Genomic DNA, 22,743 nt, shown 5'->3' with positions numbered 1-22,743 from the left:
TGTCCGGCGGATCATGCCGCAGACGCGGGGTCTGGTGGGCCCATCTGCCGCGTTGTCGTCGGTTGCCGACTCCCCCACTCTCGGCTGCGCTCGAGCGGGGGGACCCCCATCGCGTCGACGCCCTCCTCCGCCTTGCAGGTGGGCCCACCAGACCCCGCTCACCTGCGCTGATCGGTCACCATTGCCTTCCTGCGACCTGATCCGCCGGACAGGCCCTAGCCCCCCGCCCCCCGATCTCCCCTCGCCCGACGGCCCGCGCTCTCAGTCCCCCCGCAGCCGCTTCCGCGCCTCCATCAGCGCGAAGCCCAGCAGGTTCGGACCCCGCCAGCGCTCCGGATCGCCCGCCGCCTCGTCGTCCGCCGCCAGGCCGATGCCCCAGACGCGGTCCACGGGGCTCGCCTCGACCAGGACGCGGTCGCCGGTGCCGAGGAGGAAGCCGGTCAGCTCCGGGGCCGAGCGGAACTTGTGGACGCTGCCCTCGACGACGATCCGGAACCGCTCCCGCTCCCAGGTCGCCTCGTCGAAGCCCTTCACCAGCCGGCCCGCCTTCTTCGCCTGGGACGGGTGCGCGGCGGCCAGCGCCCGCCGCTCCGCCTCCGCGTCACCGAACAGACGGGCCTTTTCCGCCATCATCCAGTGCTCGGCCGTCGCATAGGACACCCCGTCCACCACGAACGGTGACGGCCACCACTGACTCAGACAGCTCGAACCCAGTCGGCCGTCCGGCCGCGGCCGGTGCCCCCAGAAGTGCAGGTACTTGATCCTGGCCCCCGCTCGGACCTCCCTGACCAGGGTGTCCAAGCCATCGATCGTCTCCATGCACGCCAGCATGGCAGGCACCACTGACACTGCGTCCCGCCTTTTCCGCCCCTACTCGACACCTGGTCGACAGATTCCGTCGCGTAACCAAAAGGCAACAACGGAATCACTTGTTGGAGTGCCATTGCTCTGTCAGGATCGGCACTCAAATCAGGCTGGAGCTACGCCACCGGCCCCCGCGCAAGGCGGGGCGAAGGCGGAGGAGAGCGACATGCAGAACCCGGGCACCGCCACCCCGGACACCACCGACAGGTTCCCCGCGCGGGAACGTTTCGCGGACGGCGCTCAGTACATCGCGGGCCGCTTCGCCCGGGGCACCTCGGGCCGCACCCACGCCGTGATCGACCCGGCCACCGGCGAGGAGGTGCTCACCTACGAGCTGGCCTCCGCCGACGTGGACGCGGCCGTCGCCGCCGCCCGCGCCGCCTTCCCCGGCTGGTCGGGCGCCACGCCCGGCGAGCGCTCGGACGCCCTGCACCGCCTCGCCGCCGTCCTCGCCGACCGCGCCGAGGATTTCGCCCGCGCCGAGTCCCTCCAGTGCGGCAAGCCGCTGAAGCTGACGCGTGAGTTCGACGTCCCGGGGACGATCGACAACACCGCCTTCTTCGCGGGCGCCGCCCGGCATCTCCAGGGGCAGGCCGCGGGGGAGTACTCCGGCGACCACACCTCGTACGTCCGCCGCGAGTCCATCGGCGTCGTCGGCTCCATCGCCCCCTGGAACTACCCCCTCCAGATGGCCGCCTGGAAGATCCTCCCGGCGATCGCCGCGGGCAACACGATCGTCCTGAAGCCCGCCGAGCTGACCCCGCTGACCTCGCTGCTCTTCGCGCAGGCGGTGACCGACGCCGGCATCCCCGACGGTGTCGTCAACATCGTCACGGGGACGGGGAAGGAGGCCGGCGAGCACCTCGTGGGCCACCCCGACGTGGCCATGACCTCCTTCACCGGCTCCACCGCGGTAGGCAGGCGCGTCGCCGAGATCGCCACCGCCACCGTCAAACGCCTCCACCTGGAGCTCGGCGGCAAGGCCCCCTTCGTCGTGTTCGACGACGCCGACCTGGAGGCCGCCGTCCACGGCGCGGTCGCCGGCGCGCTCATCAACACCGGCCAGGACTGCACGGCCGCCACGCGCGCGTACGTGCAGCGGCCCCTCTACGAGGCGTTCGTCGAGGCGACCGCCGCTCTCATGGCGGACGTCCGGGTCGGCGACCCGTTCGCGGCCGGCACCGACATCGGCCCGCTCGTCTCCCACGCCCAGCGCGACCGCGTCGCCGCCTTCGTCGACCGGGCGCGTGCCTACGCGCGCGTGGTGACCGGCGGCGAGGCCACCGAGGGCGACCTGGCGAAGGGCGCCTACTACCGGCCCACCCTGATCGCGGACGCCGCCCAGGACAGCGAGGTCGTCCAGTCCGAGATCTTCGGGCCGGTGCTGGTCGTCCTGCCGTTCGACACCGACGACGAGGGCATCCGGCTCGCCAACGACACCCCGTACGGACTCGCCGCCTCGGCGTGGACCCGGGACGTCTTCCGGGCCAACCGCGCGACACGCGAGATCAAGGCCGGATGCGTGTGGATCAACGACCACATCCCGATCATCAGCGAGATGCCGCACGGCGGCTACAAGGCCTCCGGCTTCGGCAAGGACATGTCAGCGTATTCGTTCGACGAGTACACCCAGATCAAGCACGTTATGTTCGATAACACGGCGGTGGCCCGGAAGTCCTGGCACCGCACGATCTTCGGGGACCGATAGTCACAGCTCCGGCCGTCCACCACGGCCGGCTTCCCGAAAGGGCATCAAGCGCATGAGGCAGTACGAGCCCGACCGCCCGACCCCGGTCGAACTGGCCGCCGTGCGGCGCAGTCTCCGCAGTGGCAGGGCCGCCATGACCCGCCGGTCGCTGATGGGCGGCGCGCTCGCGGTGGGCGGCATCGGGGCACTGAGCGCCTGCGGCATCCCCGCGGCCGGCAAGTCCCAGGGCGGCGTCTCCGCCGACGACCACTCGGAGAAGGAGAAGGTCGTCAACTTCTCCAACTGGCCCGAGTACATCGACGTGGACGACAGCGAGCAGCACCATCCGACGCTGGACGCGTTCCGCAAACGGACCGGCATCAAGGTCACGTACACCGAGGACATCAACGACAACGACGAGTTCTTCGGCAAGATCCAGCCGCAGCTCGCCGCCGGCCAGGACACCGGCCGCGACCTCATCGTCCTCACCGACTGGCTGGCCGCCCGCATGATCCGGCTGGGCTATGTGCAGAAGCTGGACGCCTCCAACCTGCCGCACGCCTTCGCCAACCTGTCGGACCAGTTCCGCAGCCCCGACTGGGACCCGGGGCGCGCCTACTCGTACCCCTGGCAGGGCATCTCGACGGTCATCGCCTTCAACAAGAAGGCGCTCGACGGCGTCGAGGTGAAGTCGATGTCCGACCTGCTCGACAACCCGGCGCTCAAGGGCCGGGTCGGTCTGCTGACGGAGATGCGCGACACCGTCGGCATGACCATGCTCGACATGGACAAGGACCCGGCGAAGTTCACCGACGACGACTACGACGCCGTGATCGCCCGGCTGCAGAAGGCCGTCGACAAGGGGCAGATCCGCCGCTTCACCGGCAACGACTACACGTCCGACCTCAGCAAGGGCGACCTGGCCGCCTGTGTCGCCTGGGCCGGTGACATCGTGCAGCTCCAGGCCGACAACCCGGACGTCGCCTATGTCATCCCTGACAGCGGATACATGACCTCCACCGACAACATGCTGATCCCCAACAAGGCGCGCCACAAGACGAACGCCGAGCGGCTCATCGACTACTACTACGAGCCCGGGCCGGCCGCCGAACTCGCCGCCTACATCAACTACGTGAGTCCGGTCGCGGACGTGAAGCCGTACCTCGCCAAGATCGACGAGTCGGCGGCGGACAACCCGCTGATCGTTCCCGACAAGGCCATGCAGGCCAAGTCCCATGCCTTCCGCTCCCTCAGCTCGAAGGAAGAGACGGCCTACCAGCAGCAGTTCGCGAAGCTCACAGGGGCGTGACGACCATGACAAAGGACAGCAGCGGCGACGTCCGCCTTTCCGGCATCGGCAAGACCTACGGCTCCTTCACCGCCGTGCACCCGCTCGACCTGACCGTCCCCCAGGGCTCGTTCTTCGCCCTGCTCGGCGCCTCCGGCTGCGGCAAGACCACCACCCTGCGCATGATCGCCGGGCTGGAGGAACCTTCCTCCGGCACCGTCCACCTCGGCGACCAGGACGTCACCGCCCTGCCGCCGTACAAGCGCCCGGTGAACACCGTCTTCCAGTCCTACGCCCTCTTCCCGCACCTCGACATCTTCGAGAACGTCGCCTTCGGGCTGCGCCGACGCGGCATCAAGTCCGTGAAGAAGCAGGTCGAGGACATGCTGGAACTGGTCCAGCTCGGCGAGCAGGCCCGCAAGAAGCCCCACCAGCTCTCCGGCGGCCAGCAGCAGCGCGTCGCCGTCGCCCGCGCCCTCATCAACCACCCCAAGGTGCTCCTCCTCGACGAGCCCCTCGGCGCCCTCGACCTCAAGCTGCGCCGCCAGATGCAGCTGGAGCTCAAGCGCATCCAGACCGAGGTCGGCATCACCTTCGTGCACGTCACACACGACCAGGAGGAGGCCATGACCATGGCCGACACGGTCGCCGTGATGAACGCGGGCCGCGTCGAGCAGCTCGGCTCGCCCACCGACCTCTACGAGAACCCGCAGACCACGTTCGTCGCCAACTTCCTCGGCACCTCCAACCTCATCGAGGCCGAGGTCGACACCAAGAGCGGCGACGACATCGTGCTGCGGGCGGGCGGCGGCAAGCTCGTCCTGCCCGAGGCCCGCTGCTCCGCGCCGACCACGGCCGGCGGCAAGGTCCTGGTCGGCGTCCGCCCGGAGAAGATCTCCCTCACCCACGCCGACGACGCCGGCGAGATCCCCGAGGGCCGCAACCGCATCACCGGGAAGATCGCCCACTCCTCGTTCATCGGCGTCTCCACCCAGTACGTCATCGACAGCACGGTCTGCCCCGAGTTCGAGGTCTACGCCCAGAACATCGACCGCGACGCCCGTCTGGCCCCCGGCGCCGACGTCGTCCTGCACTGGAGCCCCGCCCACACCTTCGGTCTGGACGCGGCCCAGGACATCGACGCCGGCATCGACGAACAGGTGGCGGTCTGAGATGGCCACACTGACCGAGGCGCCCCCGCCGCTCTCCCCGGCGGAACCCGCCAAGAAGCCGCCGCGCAAGCGGGGCCGGATGACGCCGTACTGGCTGCTCCTGCCCGGCCTGCTCTGGCTGGTCGTGTTCTTCGCGCTGCCGATGATCTACCAGGCCTCCACGTCCGTGCAGACGGGCTCCCTGGAGGAGGGCTACAAGGTCACCTGGCACCTCGCGACCTACTGGGACGCGCTGAGCGAGTACTGGCCGCAGTTCCTCCGCTCGGTCCTCTACGCGACCGCCGCGACCGTCCTGTGCCTGATCCTCGGCTACCCGCTCGCCTACCTCATCGCCTTCCGCGCGGGACGCTGGCGGAACCTGATCATGATCCTGGTGATCGCGCCGTTCTTCACCAGCTTCCTGATCCGCACCCTGGCCTGGAAGACGATCCTCGCGGACAGCGGCCCGGTCGTGTCGTTCCTCAACACCGTGCACGTCCTGGACGTCACCGACTGGCTCGGCTGGACCTCCGGCGAGCGAGTCCTCGCCACCCCGCTCGCGGTGGTCTGCGGACTGACGTACAACTTCCTGCCGTTCATGATCCTGCCGCTCTACACCTCGCTGGAGCGCATCGACGTACGGCTGCACCAGGCGGCCGGCGACCTGTACGCCACCCCGCTCACCACCTTCCGCAAGGTGACCTTCCCGCTGTCGATGCCCGGAGTCGTCTCCGGCACGCTGCTGACCTTCATCCCGGCGGCCGGCGACTACGTCAACGCCGAACTCCTCGGCTCCACCGACACCCGCATGATCGGAAACGTCATCCAGACGCAGTTCCTGCGCGTGCTGGACTATCCGACGGCGGCCGCCCTGTCGTTCATCCTGATGGCGGCCATTCTCCTCATGGTGACCGTCTACATCCGCCGGGCCGGGACGGAGGATCTGGTCTAAATGCCTGTCGTCAACTGGTTCAAGCGCCATCTCGTCGTCATCGCGGGACTGCTGACCCTCGGTTATCTCCTGCTGCCCAACGTCGTCGTCACGGTGTTCTCCTTCAACAAACCGAAGGGACGCTTCAACTACGAATGGCAGCAGTTCTCCACCGACGCCTGGAAGAACCCGTGCGGCGTCGCCGGAATGTGCGACTCGCTGTCGATCAGCCTCCAGATCGCGATCTGGGCGACCATCGGCGCCACCCTGCTCGGCACGATGATCGCCTTCGCGCTGGTCCGCTACCGCTTCCGCGCCCGGGGCTCCGTCAACTCGCTGATCTTCCTGCCGATGGCGATGCCCGAGGTCGTCATGGCCGCCTCGCTGCTCACCCTGTTCCTCAACCTGGGCGCGCAGCTGGGCTTCTACACGATCCTGATCGCGCACATCATGTTCTGCCTCAGCTTCGTCGTGGTCGCCGTCAAGGCACGCGTCCTGTCCATGGACCCGCGCCTCGAACAGGCCGCCCAGGACCTCTACGCCGGACCGGTGCAGACCTTCCTGCGCGTCACCCTGCCCATCGCGGCCCCCGGAATCGCCGCCGGCGCGCTGCTCGCCTTCGCGCTCTCCTTCGACGATTTCATCATCACCAATTTCAACGCGGGCTCGACCGTCACCTTCCCCATGTTCGTCTGGGGTTCGGCACAGCGCGGCACGCCCGTCCAGATCAACGTCATCGGTACGGCCATGTTCCTGATCGCCGTACTGCTCGTGCTGACCTCCATGGTCATCGGCAACCGCCGCAACAAACAGAAGGCATAGAGGGAGTTGAAATCATGGCCCCGAGCGCCATGAACCGGTGGATCACTTCTCTTTCCGACGCCCAGCCGTCGCCGTACTGGCTGGAAGACCCCGGCAAGCCCCACCCCGAGCCCGCGCTCACCGGCGCCGACAGCTGCGACCTGCTGGTCGTCGGCGGCGGCTACAGCGGACTGTGGACCGCCCTCGTAGCCAAGGAGCGCGATCCACGGCGGGACGTGGTGCTGCTGGAGGGCCGCGAGGTGGGCTGGGCCGCCTCGGGCCGCAACGGAGGCTTCTGCGCGGCCTCCCTCACCCACGGGCTGCCCAACGGGCTCGCCCGCTGGCCCGACGAGATCCACACCCTCCAGGAGCTGGGCGCCCGCAACCTCGACGAGATCGAGGCGGCGATCGCCCGGCACGGCATCGACTGCGACTTCGAACGCTCCGGTGAGATCGACGTGGCCACCGAGACGTACCAGGCGTGGGAACTGCGCGACTGGTACGAGGAGCTCGAAGCCAAGGGCCTCGCCGACGGCATCGAGTTCCTCGACGCCGACCAGGTCCGCGAACAGGTCGCCTCGCCCACCTTCGAGGCGGGCCTGTACGACCGGCGGGGCGTGGCCATGCTCCACCCCGCCAAGCTGGCCTGGGGCCTGAAGCAGGCGTGCGTCCGGCTCGGCGTCCGCGTCCACGAGCACACCCCCGCGCTGGACCTGAAGCCGTACGGCGCCGGGATGACCGTCCGCACGCCGTACGGCCGGATCCGGGCCCGGCAGGTGGCCCTCGGCACCAACATCTTCCCCAGCCTGGTCAAGCGGGTGCGGGCGTACACCGTCCCCGTCTACGACTACGCCCTGATGACCGAACCGCTCACCGCCGAGCAGCTCGGCGCGATCGGCTGGAAGAACCGCCAGGGCCTCGGCGACTCCGCCAACCAGTTCCACTACTTCCGGCTGTCCGCCGACAACCGGATCCTGTGGGGCGGGTACGACGCGATCTACCCGTATGGCGGCCGGGTCCGCGCCGAGTACGACGACCGGCCGGAGACCTACGCCAAGCTCGCCGGGCACTTCTTCACCTGCTTCCCGCAGCTGGAGGGCGTCCGCTTCACCCATGCCTGGGGCGGCGCGATCGACACCTGCTCCCGTTTCTCCGCGTTCTTCGGTACGGCCCACCACGGCAAGGTCGCCTACGCCGCCGGGTACACGGGCCTGGGCGTCGGGGCCACCCGGTTCGGCGCCGAGGTGATGCTGGACCTGTTGTCGGGGGAGGACACCGAGCGGACCCGACTGGAGATGGTCCGCAAGAAGCCGCTGCCCTTCCCGCCCGAACCGTTCGCCTGGACCGGTATCGCCCTCACCAAGTGGTCGCTGGCCCGGGCGGACGCGCAGGGCGGGCGGCGCAACCTGTGGCTGCGGACCATGGACCGGCTCGGCCTCGGCTTCGACAGCTGACACCGTTCTGCGGGGCTGTGACCCGGTTCACTCGAAAGGGTGGTGAAAACCCGCGTAATGCCAGGCCAGGACCTCCCTCTCCCTCGTGACGCGACCGCGTCGACGAGAGAGGGAGGTCTTCTCATGGCTGGGGCGAAGTCGGCGGCCGAGTGGCTGGCATCCGTCGCACCGGATCCCGAGGCCTGCCGCTGGGAGTGGGAGCGGGGCCCCCTCGGGGTCGCGCTGCTGCCGGCGGGCAGGGCCTGGGACGTACTCATCCTGCCGGGCGCACTCGGCTACCCCACGCTCGATGTGCTCACCCGCATCCTCGACCAGCCGGGACCCGTGCTGGTCGACTTCGGGGACGACCGCATGGGCTTCTTCGTACCGCCCGGCACGGCCGCCAACTGGCTCGGCACCGGTATCCGCACGGCGGGCGCGGGCACCTGGATCGTCGTCCCGTACCCGGGCCACTCCACCGGCACGGTCCGCTGGCTGATCCCCCCGGACGGCACGGGGACGCTTACGGACCCGGCCTTGCTGGAACTCGCCATGCATGAGGCGGCCGCCGGCTTGGCCGACTAGACGTGTGCGGCGATCCGTCGTCGGTCGGCTGCTGCGCCGCTGTGGCTCGTCGCGCCCACGCGGCGGAGCCGCAGATCAATACAGCCCCGCGCCCCTTGGCTGCGCTGCAGAGCCGCTTCTCAGTCCGGAGCCGTCGCCTTCAGCGCCAGCCACAGCTCCATCCGTACGTCCGGGTCGTCCAGGGAGCGGCCCAGGATCTCCTCGACCCGCCGCATCCGGTAGCGCAGCGTATGCCGGTGGACGCCCAGGTCGGCCGCCGCCGCGTCCCACTGGCCGTGCCGGGACAGCCAGGCCCGGAGCGAGGCCACGAGGTCGCCGCGGCCGGTCGCGTCGTGCTCGTGGAGCGCCCGCAGCAGACCGTCCGCGAACGCCTTCACCGCGTCGTCCGCGAGCAGCGGCAGCACCGAACCCGCCGCCAGCTGCTCGTGCTCGACGAGGATCCGGCCCCTGCGCCGGGCCACCGACAGCGCCTGTTCGGCCTGCCGGTAGGCCGCGGCCGCCGCGATCGGACCGGCGGGCGCCGACAGGCCGACGACCAGTTCCCCGTCCGCGCGTTCCTCGCCGTTCGCGCGGGCCGCCTCCAGCGCCGCCGTGCACCGGGCGACCGCCGCGACGGCCGCGCCCCCGTCCGCCGCCAGCACCACCAGACGCTCGCCCTCGGGCACCACCAGCACGGCCTCGCCGGACCGGGCGGCGGCGGACTCGACCACTTCGGTGAGGCCGCCGAGGGGATCCCCGTCGGCCTCGGCCCCGACCGGCGCGGGTTCCGCCACGATCACCCGGAACGGGGCGTCCAGCAGCGCGCCGTACAGCTCGCCGGCGACCGCCCGGGCGTGGTCCGGCTCGCCCGCCAGGAGCATCCGCAGCACCGCCGTGCCGATCCGCTGCTCGGCCGCCTGGAGGGAGCGGGAGCGTGCCGTCGTGAGGGTGAGCAGGGCGATCGCCGAGTGGACGGCGTACCGCTCGGCCGTGCCGAGGGCCGCGGCCGTGCCGACGGCGAGCGCGGCGCGCGGACGGCGGACCGTGCCCAGGGTGTGCAGCTCGACCCGGTCGGTGTTCTCGGCGCTCTCGCCCCCTTCGGCCGGGCCCGCCCCGCCGACCACCGCCGAGGCGGGCGCCGGGCGCTCGCGCAGCCGCTCCACGTCCGCCGTGAGCCGCGCGGCCCGCCGGCCCGCCCACTCCGGTGCGGTGGCGACGACGGCGCCCGAGGCGTCGTAGAGCGCCGCCCAGCCGTCGACCTGTGCGGCGAGCGCGGTCAGCAGCCCCTCCGGGCCGTCCGTCAGCGCCTGCTTCGTCAGCTCCCGCTGGGCCGCGAACCCGGCCGTCACCGCCCGGTACTGATCGGCCGCGATCGCCGCCGACACCGCCTTGCTGATCGCGAGGAACGGCGTGCGGCGCGGCACCTCCAGCAGGGGCAGGCCCTCCTGCTCGGCCGCGTCGACGAGGGCCTTCGGGACCTCGTCGTAGTTGACGCCGACCGCGAAGCCGAGCCCGACCACCCCGGCCCCGGCCAGGCGCTTCACATAGCGCCGCATGGCCTCGGGGTCCTCCGCGTCCAGCTTCAGCGCGGTGATCAGCAGCAGCTCCCCGCCCTCCATGTACGGCACCGGGTCCGCGAGCTCGCTGACATGCGCCCAGCACACCGGCACGTCCAGGCGGTCCTCGCCCGCCCGCACGGTCAGCTTCAGCGCGGAATGGTGGACGAGCGAGGCGAGCGTGGGAGGCATGGGGCCTTCAGACGGGAGGGACCGGTCGGCGACCGGCGGGGTGATCTTTGGCCGCTTCGTATGAAGGGCCTGTGCCGATTCTGCCTCACTGTACGGTCCCCCGTACGCCCCTTCAGCCCCTCAGGTCCACCAGCAACGGCGGCGTGTGCTCGCCCCCGACGCTCGTCAGCGACAGCACCGCGTGGCCCGGCGGCACCTCGTGCGCCAGCTGGGACGCCGACCATCGCTCCCGCTCGACCTGGCGCACGGTCACCGCGTCCGTGGTCACCGCCTTGCCGGTCACCAGTTTGCGCAGCGCGTGGATGGCCCGGGTCATCGGCTGGTCGGCGAAGACGGTGTGCTTGGCGACCTCGGTGGTCTCCACCCACTCGGTGCCCCAGGTCTGCGCGAACCGGCCGCCGTCCCAGGTGGTGATCCCGGAGAACGCCATCCGGCAGCCCACCGCCCCGTACAGCGGCCCGTGCAGCGCCTCCGGCACGTCCGCCACCGAGCGCAGGGCGAGGACCACGCCCGCGTTCTGCGAGCGCAGCCGCTGGAGCCGGCGCACCGAGTCGGCGGTCACCGTGCCCGTGGCGTCGTCCAGGACCAGACAGGCGAAGTGCGCCCGCCGTCCCTCCCGCACCACGGCGTGGAACTGGGCGAGGACCAGCCGGGTGATCAGCCGGCCGGCCTCCTCGTGGCCCCGCTCGGGCAGGTCGACGCGGACCCGCAGCGGGTGGTGGGCGACGGCGCGGAGCGAGAAGGCGCGGTGGGCGTCGTCGCCCCCGCCGAAGAACCCGGCGAACACCGGCCGGTTCAGCAGCGCGAGCCGGTCGGCCAGGGCGCGGCCCGGGTCGCCCGGTGTCCCCGTCTGCCGGATCCGTGCCTCCAGCTCCCGGCGCATCACCTCGTCCCCGGCCACCGCCTCCCGCAGCGCGCCCAGCGCACCCGGCTCGCCCTCGAGGAGTTCCCGCAGGTCGGCCAGGGCCGGGAAGCGGCCGTGCGCGGCCCGGTGGGGGCCGAGGAGCTGGGCGAGCGCGGTCGCCGCGCTCTGTCCGCCCACCGTGTCCAGGTCGCCGACCAGCGCCTCGGCGAGGATCCCGGCCGCCTCGTCGGGGTCCTCGGACCCGGCGTACGGGTCCAGGTCGTGCACCGAGGACGGGTCGCCGATCCGGACGATCACGTCGTAGGAGGAGTCGGCGCCGAGCGGGCCGCCGCCGGGGGCGGAGACCGCGACGACCGCGCAGCCGCCGGTCAGCGCCTGGAGCGCCAGGGCCTCCGTGAGCGGCTCGACGAGCGTGCGGGTCTTGCCCGAGCCGGACGGGCCGATCGCGAGCAGCGAGGTGCCCAGCACGTCCGGGCCGAGCGCGGCGCCCGCGTCGCGGTAGACGGCCGGGGCGCGCTCGGCGGCCACCCAGCGGCCGATGCGCACCTGCCCGGCGAGCAGATCGTGCCGGGCGGCGCGGCGGGGCAGGTCACGGGCGCCGGAGGGGTGGGCCCAGGCGGCCCCGCCCTGGCGCAGCACGGTCTCCCGGAACTCCGGCAGCCCCACCGTCCACGCCCGCCGCACACGCGCACAGTCCACGTCGTTCATCCGCCCGGCGGCCACCTCACCGGTCAGCAACTCGGCGGCCTCGACCTGCCCGGCGTCCCGCAGCTCGGGCCACTGGGCGGGGGGCCGCGCGACGGCGGGCGGGGCGGTCTTCGGGTTCCCCCGGGCGGCGAGTCGTTCCTTCAGATACGGCCACCAGCCGCCGGCCAGGGCGAACGGCCACACCACGAGCGCCGTGACGACCGCGTACAGGGCGTCCGTGAACACGACGGAGGCGAACAGCTCGTAGCTCCCGCTGATCAGGACGATCAGCGAGAACAGCGGGTCGACGACCGGCAGCGCGTCCCAGCCGACCCCGAAGGCGCCGGGGAACACGAAGCTCAGGGCGGCCAGCGCACAGAGCAGGGCGAGCAGGGCGCGGACGGGCTGCGGACGGCGGCCCACGAAGTGCCGCAGCGCCTCCGGCCAGCTGCCCAGCCGGCCCATGGTGAAGAGGAGGACCGCGAAGAAGACGCCGTCGTAGACCACCCGGGCCTCGGCGCCCTCATTGGTCTTCGGCGAGGCGATCGTGCCGCCCCACCACCAGTCGCCCGGCGTGAACAGCCGCAGCAGCGTGAACTGGTACGGCAGGCTGCCGCGCCGCCACAGCGACCACAGCACCAGCGCCACCACCAGCGGCACCAGCATCCCGATCACCGTCACCGGCGCGAGCCGCTCCACCGTGCGGTCGCCCTTCGGCGGCCGGTACCCGAACCGCCAGATGCCGGGCTTCGCGGCCGGGCGGGGCTCGTCGAGCCAGCTCGCCGCGGCCGACGTGGGCGGCGGGTCCGCGGGCCGCGGCGGCACCGCCGGCGGTCCCGCCGGGCGCGGCACAGGATTCGCATGCGTGCCGCGCGCGTCCCGCATCCCGTCGCTGTCCATCGCCCTTGCCCCCTGACCAGCCGCTCCGTCCACCATCAGCCGTCAATCTAACGCCCCCGCAAGGGGAGTTCACCGCATACGGGGCCGGGCCGCACGGATCGCCGCCCACCCGTCACTGTCCACGGCGGACAACCGGCCCCGCCGACAACGCCCACATGGAGCATGCCGACCTCCCGTTCCCGGTCCTAGCCTGCGAGAAAGGAAAGAAAAAGAAGGACAGCGACAGCGTCCGCGCACCGCGTGCGTGAAAACCCCCAGGAGCCCCTCATGACCGCCCTTCCGCAGGAGCGCCGGATCGTCACCGCCATCCCCGGCCCGAAGTCGCAGGAGCTGCAGTCCCGCCGTGTCGCCGCGGTCGCTCGGGGCGTCGGCTCGGTGCTGCCGGTCTTCACCGCGCGCGCGGGCGGCGGCATCATCGAGGACGTCGACGGCAACCGGCTGATCGACTTCGGCTCCGGCATCGCCGTGACCAGCGTCGGAGCCTCCGCCGAGGCCGTCGTACGCCGTGCCTCCGCGCAGCTCGCCGACTTCACCCACACCTGTTTCATGGTCACCCCGTACGAGGGCTATGTGGAGGTCGCCGAGGCCCTCGCCGAGCTGACCCCGGGCGACCACGCCAAGAAGTCGGCCCTGTTCAACAGCGGCGCCGAGGCCGTCGAGAACGCCGTCAAGATCGCCCGCGCCTACACCAAGCGCCAGGCGGTCGTCGTGTTCGACCACGGCTACCACGGCCGCACCAACCTCACGATGGCGCTGACGGCGAAGAACATGCCGTACAAGCACGGCTTCGGCCCCTTCGCCCCCGAGGTCTACCGCGTCCCCGTCGCCTACGGCTACCGCTGGCCGACCGGCCCGGAGAACGCCGGCCCCGAGGCCGCCGCGCAGGCCATCGACCAGATCACCAAGCAGGTCGGCCCGGACAACGTGGCCGCGATCATCATCGAGCCGGTCCTCGGCGAGGGCGGCTTCATCGAGCCGGCGAAGGGCTTCCTGCCCGCGCTGAGCAAGTTCGCCGCGGACAACGGCATCGTCTTCGTCGCCGACGAGATCCAGTCCGGCTTCTGCCGCACCGGCCAGTGGTTCGCCTGCGAGGACGAGGGCATCGTCCCGGACCTGATCACCACCGCCAAGGGCATCGCGGGCGGTCTGCCGCTCGCCGCCGTCACCGGCCGCGCCGAGATCATGGACGCCGCGCACGCGGGCGGCCTGGGCGGCACCTACGGCGGCAACCCGGTCGCCTGTGCGGGCGCGCTCGGCTCGATCGAGACGATGAAGGAGCTCGACCTCAACGCGCGGGCCAAGGCGATCGAGTCGACGATGAAGGCACGGCTGACGGCCATGGCCGAGAAGTACGAGGTCATCGGGGACGTCCGGGGTCGCGGCGCGATGATCGCCATCGAGCTCGTCAAGGACCGGACGACGAAGGAGCCCAACCCGGAGGCCACCGGCGCCCTGGCCAAGGCCTGCCACCAGGAGGGCCTGCTGGTCCTGACCTGTGGCACCTACGGCAACGTGCTGCGCTTCCTGCCCCCGCTGGTGATCGGCGAGGCCCTGCTGAACGAAGGTCTCGACATCATCGAGCAGGCCCTGGCCGGCCTCTGACGCACAGCCGTTTCCCCAGGGACGGCAGGCGGTTTGAATCCTCCCTTCCCTGCAGCCGGGTTGAGACCAGCCCGGACGAGCATCACGCGTGCGGAATTCTTGTCTCGTGGGGACACGGTTCCGCATGCGGTGCAGGTGTAGGTGCGCTCACCCAGCGGCAGGCGATGCTTGGCTCTCGCATCGCAGTGCGCGCAGTCCATCGTGGTGTGCGCGGGATGGACGAGGCGGCTGTCCCGCCCGTGCTCGCAGCCCATCTCGATCAGGGCCTGCTTGGTGGCGCCGATGGCGGCGTCCGCGGCCTTACGGGCCATGGTGGTCCTGGCCAGGAACTTCGGACGGAAGTCCTCGACAGCGATGGCGTCGTGATCTCGGACGACCTTCTTGGCCCATTTACGGGCCGTGTCCTTTCGCTGCCTCGCGACTTTCTTTTCGCGGTCTCCTTCACGCCCCAGTCGACACCGATCACGCGGCCGGTCGCCGGCAGCGGCTGGACCTGGGCGGGCACGACGAACGAGCAGTACCAGTGTCCGAGGCTGTCCTGGTACACGCGCACCGACGACGGCTCCGCCGGGAGTTCCCGCGACCACACCACCGTCACCGCGATGCCCCCGGCCAGGTACAGCCGGCCGTCCTTCAGCCGGAACCCGCGCCGGGTGTAGTTGAGGGTCAACAGCGCCTCGCGCTTGGTCTTCCACCCCGGCATCCCGGCCCGGCGTGCCATGGGCAGGCGCTCTGTGATGTCCTTGTGTGCCTTGGCGCGGGAGCGGCCGAAGTCGCGGACGATCTGCTGCTGCGGAACGGAGGAGCCCTCACGCAGCCACGGCGTACGGGCGCGGGCCTCGGTCAGCATCCTATCGAGCTGAGCCGGGCCGCACGTGGCCTTCTCTCCGGTCGCCCTGTTGTGCAGTTGTACGGCCCGGGACTTGGCGACACACTCGTTCCACACCCAGCGGCACCGACCCCACTCCGCCGCCAGAGCCGTGCGAGCGGTGGGCGGCACGCGCAGCCGGTACGTGTACCGGGCATGCGAGCCCTCCATAGCCGCCCCCACGCGTGCCATCTCGCCCCCTCACGGTCAGCCGGGACACCATGGCATCCCGAACCCTCAAAAGGACCATCCGTACGAGCGCCGCACACCCGTCCCCTCATCCCGCAGTCACCACCCCAACCAGTGACCGCAAGCACGCGTGTTCGCATCACCTCAGCCGTGCCTGACAGCGACATGGCGACACACGGCCTGAACAAGATGCGACTTCGCTCGGCGTCTCAACAGCCGGATGTGATATCTCCCCACCGTGAATGGCGAGGCCTTCTCGCGTGAACCGGGTGAAGAAGGTGTGCGGGGTGCATGGTGGGTTGCGTATCTGTCTGTCGCACCGCCCGTCACTGCCGTACGTTCTACCCAGATGAGAGATACACCCGTCCGCAGGTGACTGCGGACGGAAACCCCAGGCCGGGGCCTCCCCAGCTTCGACCTGGTCGTGCCCTCGCGCACACACAACCGGAGCTTCCGGCTCCGGATCTCCTCACCGATCGGACGGTCGCCCGCCCCAAACCCCCCGGGGCGGCCGGCGTTCCGATCCGGACGGCCACCCCGGAACCATCCCCCCCTTGTTCCGGGGTGGCCGACCTCCTTCTCCCGGTCTCTTCCTCCTCACCGAAGGAGGATCATGGAACACCTCGTCGAAGCCGCCCCCGGCATCCGTCTCTGGGCGGAGGAACGCGGCCCCGCCGACGCGCCCCCGCTCCTGCTGATCATGGGCGCGCAGGCCTCCGGGCTCGGCTGGCCGGACGGGTTCACGGACCTCCTCGCCGCCCGCCACCGCGTCATCCGCTACGACCACCGCGACACCGGCCGCTCCACCTGGGCGTACGACGAACGGCCATACCCCCTCGCCGCACTCGCCGAGGACGCGGTCACGGTCCTGGACGCCCTGGGGATCGAGCGCGCCCATGTCGTCGGCATGTCGCTGGGCGGGACGCTCGCCCAGCTCCTCCTCGCCGACCACCCGGACCGGCTGCGCACCGCGACCCTCGTCGGCACGGGAGCGGTGAGCTCGGCCCCCTTCACCAGGCCGGACGGTACGACCGTCCCCGCGGCGGACCTGCCGGGCCCCGCCCCCGCGCTGCTGGAATTCTGGTCACGCCCCGAGCCGGACGGTCCGAGCCCGGAGGAGGAACTGGACCACCGCGTCGAGCACTGGCGCCTGCTCGCCGGCGACGCCCTCCCCTTCGACCCCGCCTACTTCCGCGCCCTGGAACACCGCGTCATCACCCACACCGGCCACCACGACCCCGGCACCGCCCACGCCCGAGCCGACCAGTCCGGCCTGGACCGCACGGGCCCACTGGCCCGCAACGAGGTACCCACCCTGATCGTCTCGGCCCCGGCCGACCCGGTGTACCCGCCGCCGCACGCCGAGCACCTGGCCCAGGCGATCCGCGGCGCCCGCCTGGTGGAGATCAAGGGCATGGCACACGCACTGCCGCCCGAGGTGCACATCCCGCTGGCGCAAGCGATTCTCGCCCATACCCCCCAGAGCAACTGAGACCGCCGCAGGCGATCTTCAGGGGCGCGGGGCGGTGTCACCATGCGGCTCCGCCGCGCGGGCGCGACCAGCCACCACGCACCCGCACACCGCACGCCCCCACCCCCCGGTGCTGCGCCCCCCACCCCCCACCTCCAACTGACAAGCTGTCCCCCATGCCGCCCCGCCCCGACCACCAGACCGAGGCCCGCCCCACCAGCCCGACGCCCGCCCCCACCCCGCAACGGCGCCGCACCCCCACCACCCCCCTCACCCTCACCCTCCTCGCCCTCCCCGCCCTCCTCTTCGCCCTGATCACCTGGCAGGTGAAGGCGGACGGCCCCCTCCTCACCCTCGACGCCCGTCTCAGCCACACCCTGATCCACCCGGACCACCTCTCCGAGCTGCTCTCCGACCTGGGAAACGTGCAGATCGCAGTGCCCGTACTCGTCCTGGTGACGGTGTACGTGGCCCTGCACGGGCAGTGGGACGGCCGGCGGCGCTGGTGGCTGCCGCCCGTCGCCGCCCTCGTCCTGCTGACCCTGGTCCCGCTGATCGTCGTCCCCCTGAAGGAGTGGACCGCGCGCCCCGGTACGCCCGCCGTGCCGCCCGCCACCGGCTACTACCCCTCCGGGCACACGGCCACGGCGGCCGTCGCCTACGGTTCCGCGGCGATGATCCTGCTGCCGTGGCTGCTGACGGCCCTGGCCCGGCGGCTGGCGGTCGCCACGGCCGGCCTGCTCGTCCTCGCCGTCTCCTGCGGACTGGTCCGGCGCGGCTACCACTGGCCGCTGGACGTGGCGGCCAGCTGGTGCCTGTGCACGGTGCTGCTCGGCGCGCTCTGGCTCTTCCTGCGCGCGACGACCCGCCCCGACACCCGCCCCGACCCCGCCAAACCGTAGTACGCCGACCGTCCACCCGTACGACTCGGACAAGCGCTCCCGCGCCCCGGCGCGCCTACCGTGGACCACGCACGCCACAGCACACAGCACACCCCCATGCGGAAGGGCCGGGAACGCCACTATGACTTCCATCCACGCCTTCTGGCTCGCCGGCCGCCAGGCCACCGGCGAGGACAGCTTCGACGTCACCTCCCCGTGGGACGGACGGCTCGTCGGCACGGTCAGCGTGCCGACGGACGCCCAGATCGAGGAGGCCGTGGCCGCCGCGTACGCCGTGCGCGAGGAGTACGCCGCCACCCCCGCCCACGTCCGCGCCGCCGCCCTCGACCACGTCAGCAAGCGGCTCGTCGAGCGCACCGAGGAGATCGCGCAGCTGATCTCCGCCGAGAACGGCAAGCCGATCAAGTGGGCCCGGGGCGAGGTCGGCCGGGCCGTCTCCGTGTTCCGGTTCGCGGCCGAGGAGGCCCGGCGCTTCAACAGCGGCGAGGCCCAGCGCCTCGACACCGACCCCGGCGGCCAGGGCCGGCTCGCGCTCACCCGCCGCTTCCCGAAGGGCGTCGTGCTGGGCATCGCGCCGTTCAACTTCCCGCTGAACCTGTGCGCCCACAAGGTCGCCCCCGCGATCGCGGCCGGCGCGCCGATCATCCTCAAGCCGGCCCCCGCGACCCCGCTGTCCGGCCTGATCATCGGCGATCTGCTGGCCGAGACGGACCTGCCGGCCGGCTCCTGGTCGGTCCTGCCGGTGTCCAACGACCGTATGCCCGCCCTCGTCCAGGACGAGCGGCTGCCGGTCATCTCCTTCACCGGCTCCGAGAAGGTCGGTTACGCGATCATGGACTCGGTGCCGCGCAAGCACTGCACCCTGGAGCTGGGCGGCAACGGCGCCGCGGTCGTCCTCGGCGACTGGGCGTCCGACGCCGACCTGGACTGGGCCGCGACCCGGATCGCGACCTTCTCCAACTACCAGGGCGGCCAGTCCTGCATCTCGGTGCAGCGGGTCATCGTCGACGCGTCGGTGTACGACCGTCTCCTCCCGCGGATCGTCGCGGCCGTGGAGGCCCAGGTCACCGGCGACCCCTCCGACGCGGCGACCGACGTCGGCCCGCTGGTGAGCGAGGACGCGGCCAAGCGTGTCGAGACCTGGGTGGACGAGGCGGTCGCCGCGGGCGCCTCCCTCCTCGCCGGCGGCAAGCGCGACGGCGCCTCCTACGCGCCGACCGTCCTCACCGACGTACCGGCCGACACCAGGATCGCCTGCGAGGAGGTCTTCGGGCCGGTCCTCACCGTGCAGAAGGTGGACGGCGAGGACGAGGCGTTCGCGGCGGTCAACTCCTCCAAGTACGGCCTCCAGGCGGGCGTCTTCACCCACGACCTCCAGGCCGCCTTCCGCTCCCACCGCGCGCTCGAGGTCGGCGGCGTCGTCATCGGCGACGTCCCCTCCTACCGCGCCGACCAGATGCCGTACGGCGGCGCCAAGCAGTCCGGCGTCGGCCGCGAGGGCGTGAAGTTCGCGATGGACGACTACACCTACGAGCGCGTCCTGGTCCTGACGGGCCTCGCGCTGTAGCGCCGCCCCTCGCCCTGTCCAAGGGGCGCCCCTATCTAATGGGAACCATTTTCATATAGGCTCCCCGAAGGGGTCCGGCACCGATGCCTTCCGGTGCCGGACCCCTTCCTGCTGTCGGCCTGGTCCGGACCCTCAACCGGAGAAGCCGACATGCGCGAGCCGCAGCGGGCCGCGCAGCCTGAGGTGCAGGTCGTGCACGCCGTCGGCGCTGAAGGGCGCCTCGACGGAGAGGTAGTCGTACGGGCCCGGCGTAGGTGTACCGACGGTCAGCACGGCCGTGGCCGGGGCGCCGCCCAGGGACAGCTCGACCGTGCCGTGCCCGGCCACCGTCACCGTCGCACCGGTCGTGCCGGTCCCGAAGTCACAGGCCCGGTAGACCAGTTCACCCGAGCCCCCGCCCACGGGCGTCACCGCGTCGCCCGCCGTCTTCGTCAGGTCGACGATCTCGGTACCGCTCTGCTCGTCGAAGTCGGCGGCGCGGACACCGCGCCGGAGGACCGGGCGGGCGACGGCCGGCTCGCCGTCGAGCACGATCGTCCCGCGCAGCCGGACGTCCTCGCTCGATCCCCCGATCAGCAGGTCGTACGGCCCCGGCTCCACCCGCCATCCGTCCCGCGCCACGTCCCAGAACCTGAACGCGGACAACGGGACGTCGAAGGACACGGCCGCCGCAGCCCCGGGCGCGAGCGTGATCCGGTGGTGGCCGAGCAGCTCGCGGCGCGGCCGGGTGACCGACGGGTCCACGGCACGGGTGTAGAGCTGGGCGACCTCGTCGGCGGCCATGCCCCCGGTGTTGGTGACCGTGCAGGAGATCCGCGCCCGGTCCTCCCCGACCGCCACCGTCAGGTCGGCGTAGGCGAAGGAGGCGTACGACAGCCCGTGCCCGAAGGGGAAGAGCGGCCTGCCCTCGAAGTACAGGTACGTCTGGCGGGCGCCGATCACGTCGTAGTCGAGCAGATCGGGCAGATCGGCGTCGTCGGCGTACCAGGTCTGGGGGAGCCGACCGGCCGGGGAGACGTCACCGGCGAGCACCCGGGCGAGGGCGGTCCCGCCGGCCTGTCCGCCGTGGGCCGTCCACAGCACCGCGCCCAGCCGCCCGGGCTCCACGGCGTACGGGTACGCCGACACCAGCGCCAGCACCGTACGCACGCCCGAGGCCCGGGCCGCCGCCAGGATCCGCTCCTGGTGGGCGGGGAGGGCCAGGGTCGTACGGTCCTCGGTCTCGCGCCCGTTGATGTGCGGGTCGTTGCCCGCCACGACCACGACGACGTCCGCCCGGTCCGCCACCCGGGCCACCGCGTCCTCGCCGCGCTCGACGACGACCACCTCGAAGACCTCGCCGTCGGTGTCCTCCCCGGCAACCCGGACGCCGTCGGCGGCGACACACACGGGGCGACCCGTTCCCAGATGCCGCAGGAGGTGGCCGTGCGCATGAGGCTCCAGGCGGAACGTCTCCTGCACGATCCAGCCGCCCGGCTGGTCGGCGGAGGCGCGCAGGAAGCCGTCCTCGGCGACCGACAGATACCGGCCGTCGGGAGCGCGCAGGGTCAGCACCCCCTCGCCCCAGTCGACGAGCGCGAGTTCCGTGCCGGTGCCGTCCGCGGTCAGCGGCGGGAGGTCGGTACGGCCCGCGAGCAGCGCCGGGTCCAGGGCGCCCTCGGCGCCGCGCACCTCGTCGGCGGCCTCGGGGGCGGCGGGCACCGTCAGGAACGTGTCCGCGGAGGTCTTCAGCAGGACCCGGTCCACGCCCTCCGCGAACTCCACCCGCTCCGCGCCGAACCGCTCGTACAGCCCCTCCAGGGGAGTCGAGCGGTGGATCAGGGTGCCGCTGTACCAGTCGAGCTTGCACTCGTCGGCGAGCAGGCCCACGACCGCGATCCGGGTGTCGGCCGCCAGCGGCAGCACCCCGTCGTTGCGCAGCAGGACGATCGCCTGCTCGGCGGCCTCCCGGGCGAGCTCGCGATGGGCCGGGGTGTCGAACTCCCCGGTGCCCGCGTGCGGGTCGTGCCGCGGGTCGAACTCGCCCAGCCGGAAACGGACCGAGAGCTGCCGGCGGACCGCCGCGTCGATGTCCGCCTCCGTCAGCAGACCCCGCTCCAGGGCCCCCTCGACCCGGGCGACGATCTTCGAGCCGTCGGTGCCGTGGTCGGTGAAGCTGTCCACCCCGGCCTGGAGCGCGGCCGCCGTCGCCTCCTCGTGGGTGTCGAAGTAGTGCTCGGAGTCGACCAGGTTGGAGGGCGCGCCCGCGTCCGAGCAGACCAGCAGCTCCTCGTCCGTCCAGGTGCGCAACTGCTCGCGCAGATACGGGGAGACATGGTTGGGGCGGCCGTTGACCAGGTTGTACGCCGGCATCACCCCGGCCACCGCGCCCGCCTCGACCGTCTCCTTGAAGGCGCGCAGATCGTACTCGTGCAGCACGCGCGGGCGGACCGAGGAGGAGGTGACGTCCCGGCCCGTCTCGTTGTTGTGGGCCAGCCAGTGCTTGAGGACCGGGGCCGTGCGCCAGTACGTCGGATGCTCGCCGCGCAGACCGCGCGTGTACGCGGTGGCGATAGCCGAGGTCAGCTTCGGGTCCTCGGAGTAGCCCTCCTCGTTACGGCCCCACAGCGGGTGGCGCAGCAGGTTGACCGTGGGCGACCAGACGTTCAGGCCCACGCGGTCGTCGCGGGCGTGCATCGCCCGGACCTCCTGGGACACCGCCTCGCCGACCCGTCGTACGAGATCCGTGTTCCAGGTCGCGCCCAGCCCCACGGCCTGGGGGAACACCGTCGCCGGCCCCATCCACGCCACACCGTGCAGGGCCTCCTGGCCGGTACGGAACGCGGCCACGCCGAGCCGCTCGACGGCCGGGGCGAACTGGTGCAGGGAGGCGACCTTCTCGTCCAGGGTGAGGCGCGCCAGCAGATCGTCGATGCGCTTCGCGAACGGCAGATGCGGATCGCGGAAAGGCGGCGTGTGCGGCGTGGGTGCGGTCACGTGGGGATCCCTTTGCGATGGAGCGGGGAGACGCTTTCGAAGCGCTTCGATGCTCATTGGACGCACCACTGGGTGTCAAGGGGACCTCCCGCTTATTTCAAGCAGGGCATAAGAACAGGTCACCTCCGATACCTCGGAGGAATGTTGGGAGCGACCCTTGTGCACCCCCGGGTGTTCACTTAACCTCGCAGCAACATCGAAGCGCTTCGACTGGAAATCTACGTGACAGTGGTCGGAGGATCCGCTTCA

At 71.7% G+C, this 22,743-nt stretch carries 15 protein-coding genes and 1 pseudogene; 11 read left to right on the top strand and 5 right to left on the bottom strand.

Annotated elements, in window-relative coordinates; all coding sequences use genetic code 11:
- Nucleotides 1-261 precede the first annotated feature (261 nt).
- Entirely contained in the window at nucleotides 262-819 is a 558-nt protein-coding gene (locus ABZ464_RS18970) for an NADAR family protein (RefSeq protein ID WP_359278214.1), read from the bottom strand.
- Between the two features lie 211 nt (nucleotides 820-1,030).
- Here ABZ464_RS18970 and ABZ464_RS18965 point away from each other — a divergent pair, with 211 nt between their 5' ends.
- The 7 genes from ABZ464_RS18965 (at nucleotide 1,031) to ABZ464_RS18935 (ending at nucleotide 8,740) form a co-directional block, all read left to right on the top strand.
- Nucleotides 1,031-2,572 carry a gamma-aminobutyraldehyde dehydrogenase gene (locus tag ABZ464_RS18965; protein ID WP_359278211.1) on the top strand — a complete coding sequence of 514 codons (1,542 nt, stop codon included), beginning with the start codon at nucleotides 1,031-1,033 and terminating at the stop codon, nucleotides 2,570-2,572.
- Between the two features lie 52 nt (nucleotides 2,573-2,624).
- Nucleotides 2,625-3,860, top strand: coding sequence for a spermidine/putrescine ABC transporter substrate-binding protein (locus tag ABZ464_RS18960; RefSeq protein WP_359278208.1), 1,236 nt, complete (start codon nucleotides 2,625-2,627; stop codon nucleotides 3,858-3,860).
- Nucleotides 3,857-5,011 carry an ABC transporter ATP-binding protein gene (locus ABZ464_RS18955; protein ID WP_359278205.1) on the top strand — a complete coding sequence of 385 codons (1,155 nt, stop codon included), beginning with the start codon at nucleotides 3,857-3,859 and terminating at the stop codon, nucleotides 5,009-5,011. The genes ABZ464_RS18960 and ABZ464_RS18955 overlap by 4 nt, the downstream gene beginning before the upstream one ends.
- A gap of 1 nt (nucleotide 5,012) precedes the next feature.
- On the top strand, nucleotides 5,013-5,942 hold the full coding sequence (locus ABZ464_RS18950; RefSeq protein WP_359278202.1) for an ABC transporter permease: 930 nt from the start codon (nucleotides 5,013-5,015) through the stop codon (nucleotides 5,940-5,942).
- Nucleotides 5,943-6,743, top strand: a complete 801-nt coding sequence (locus tag ABZ464_RS18945) for an ABC transporter permease (protein ID WP_359278199.1) — start codon at nucleotides 5,943-5,945, stop codon at nucleotides 6,741-6,743.
- A 14-nt stretch (nucleotides 6,744-6,757) separates the two neighbouring features.
- Nucleotides 6,758-8,176 (top strand): FAD-dependent oxidoreductase, encoded by a 1,419-nt coding sequence (locus tag ABZ464_RS18940; RefSeq protein ID WP_359278196.1) that lies wholly within the window; start codon nucleotides 6,758-6,760, stop codon nucleotides 8,174-8,176.
- Nucleotides 8,177-8,299: 123 nt separating this feature from the next.
- Nucleotides 8,300-8,740 (top strand): hypothetical protein, encoded by a 441-nt coding sequence (locus tag ABZ464_RS18935; protein ID WP_359278193.1) that lies wholly within the window; start codon nucleotides 8,300-8,302, stop codon nucleotides 8,738-8,740.
- 119 nt (nucleotides 8,741-8,859) lie between these two features.
- Here ABZ464_RS18935 and ABZ464_RS18930 read toward each other — a convergent pair whose 3' ends face one another.
- Nucleotides 8,860-10,467, bottom strand: coding sequence for a PucR family transcriptional regulator (locus ABZ464_RS18930; RefSeq protein WP_359278190.1), 1,608 nt, complete (start codon nucleotides 10,465-10,467; stop codon nucleotides 8,860-8,862).
- A gap of 112 nt (nucleotides 10,468-10,579) precedes the next feature.
- A complete protein-coding gene (locus tag ABZ464_RS18925; RefSeq protein WP_359278189.1) occupies nucleotides 10,580-12,919 on the bottom strand; it encodes an ATP/GTP-binding protein in 2,340 nt (779 codons plus the stop codon).
- Between the two features lie 267 nt (nucleotides 12,920-13,186).
- Between ABZ464_RS18925 and gabT the strand changes: the two genes are divergently transcribed.
- Nucleotides 13,187-14,521 carry a 4-aminobutyrate--2-oxoglutarate transaminase gene (gene gabT / locus ABZ464_RS18920; protein WP_359278186.1) on the top strand — a complete coding sequence of 445 codons (1,335 nt, stop codon included), beginning with the start codon at nucleotides 13,187-13,189 and terminating at the stop codon, nucleotides 14,519-14,521.
- On the opposite strand, the pseudogene ABZ464_RS18915 reads toward gabT, so the two are convergent.
- Nucleotides 14,422-15,581 (bottom strand): annotated as a pseudogene (locus ABZ464_RS18915) (transposase). The gene gabT and the pseudogene ABZ464_RS18915 sit on opposite strands and share 100 nt — an antisense overlap.
- A 610-nt stretch (nucleotides 15,582-16,191) precedes the next feature.
- Between ABZ464_RS18915 and ABZ464_RS18910 the strand changes: the two are divergent.
- The 3 genes from ABZ464_RS18910 (at nucleotide 16,192) to ABZ464_RS18900 (ending at nucleotide 19,518) form a co-directional block, all read left to right on the top strand.
- The gene (locus ABZ464_RS18910) at nucleotides 16,192-17,070 is read left to right on the top strand and encodes an alpha/beta hydrolase (protein WP_359278184.1); all 879 of its coding nucleotides are present in this window, start codon (nucleotides 16,192-16,194) and stop codon (nucleotides 17,068-17,070) included.
- A 155-nt stretch (nucleotides 17,071-17,225) separates the two neighbouring features.
- On the top strand, nucleotides 17,226-17,951 hold the full coding sequence (locus ABZ464_RS18905) for a phosphatase PAP2 family protein (protein ID WP_359278181.1): 726 nt from the start codon (nucleotides 17,226-17,228) through the stop codon (nucleotides 17,949-17,951).
- A 121-nt stretch (nucleotides 17,952-18,072) separates the two neighbouring features.
- The gene (locus tag ABZ464_RS18900) at nucleotides 18,073-19,518 is read left to right on the top strand and encodes an aldehyde dehydrogenase family protein (protein ID WP_359278178.1); all 1,446 of its coding nucleotides are present in this window, start codon (nucleotides 18,073-18,075) and stop codon (nucleotides 19,516-19,518) included.
- Nucleotides 19,519-19,650: 132 nt separating this feature from the next.
- Here ABZ464_RS18900 and ABZ464_RS18895 read toward each other — a convergent pair whose 3' ends face one another.
- Nucleotides 19,651-22,494 carry a glycoside hydrolase family 3 C-terminal domain-containing protein gene (locus tag ABZ464_RS18895; protein WP_359278177.1) on the bottom strand — a complete coding sequence of 948 codons (2,844 nt, stop codon included), beginning with the start codon at nucleotides 22,492-22,494 and terminating at the stop codon, nucleotides 19,651-19,653.
- Nucleotides 22,495-22,743 lie beyond the last annotated feature (249 nt).

The organism is Streptomyces sp. NPDC005820 (assembly GCF_040630255.1).
Lineage (GTDB): Bacteria > Actinomycetota > Actinomycetes > Streptomycetales > Streptomycetaceae > Streptomyces.
The sequence above is the reverse complement of the archived record's forward strand: the minus strand, read 5'-3'. Positions and strand labels throughout refer to the sequence as shown.